Annotated in this window: 1 protein-coding gene; it reads left to right on the top strand. The window is 62.2% G+C overall.

Annotated features, from left to right (window positions below):
- A partial coding sequence (locus tag HWY30_RS40795; RefSeq protein ID WP_176079062.1) for a putative bifunctional diguanylate cyclase/phosphodiesterase occupies positions 1-923 on the top strand: 923 nt, incomplete at both ends.

Below are 923 nucleotides of genomic sequence, written 5' to 3'. Positions count from 1 at the left end.
CGAGCGACTGGATATTGCGCTGACGACGTGGCGGGCAAGAAGCCTGCTTTCCTCTTTGGAACGCAGGAGCAAGATGACATTTTTCCGGCCGTTATCGATTCTGTCGATCGCCTCAGCGCGTGGCATGGCGAAGCGCAGGTGCGAAGGCGGGCCGGCAACGACTATCCGGCATGGCTAATGGTGAGCGCGGTGCGCGACCGGCGGGCGAACCTGTCGCACTATATCTGCACGTTGATCGACATCACGGACCGCAAGAAGAGCGAGGCGCGCATTCAGTTTCTCGCCGAACATGACGTGCTAACGGAACTGCCGAACCGCGAGCTGTTCATCAAGCGCCTTGGCGTCGCACTCGGCAATGCGCGCCACTCCGGCCAACGCGTCGGCGTGCTCTTCATTGATCTGGACCGGTTCAAGAACATCAATGATTCGCTTGGCCATCACATCGGCGACAACCTGTTGCGCTCGGTCGCGCGGCGCCTTCTGCAAGCCGTGCGCAGCAATGACACCGTCAGCCGCCTCGGTGGCGACGAGTTCACGGTAATCCTCAACGGTGTCAGCAATGTGGCGGATGTTACCCGTGCGATCGAGGATCGTCTGTTGCCGCTCGTTCGTCAGCCGCATGAACTAGGCGGCGCCGCATTGCCGGTGTCATGCAGTGTCGGCGTGGCACTTTTCCCGGACGATGGCGAGGACATCGATACCCTGATGCAGAACGCCGACGCCGCGATGTACCAGGCGAAGGCCGCGGGACGTAACCTCGTCAAGTTCTTCGCACCTGATATGGCCGAACGCGCGCGCTACCGGTTGACGCTCGAAGCGTGCCTGCGCACGGCGATCACCAGGCAGGAGTTCCGGCTTGCGTACCAGCCGTGTGTCGATGCCCGCACGGGCGAACCGGTTGCCGTTGAGGGGCTCTTGCGCTG

This window comes from Paraburkholderia tuberum STM678 (assembly GCF_902833905.1).
Taxonomy (GTDB): Bacteria; Pseudomonadota; Gammaproteobacteria; order Burkholderiales; family Burkholderiaceae; genus Paraburkholderia; species Paraburkholderia tuberum.
The sequence above is the reverse complement of the archived record's forward strand: the minus strand, read 5'-3'. Positions and strand labels throughout refer to the sequence as shown.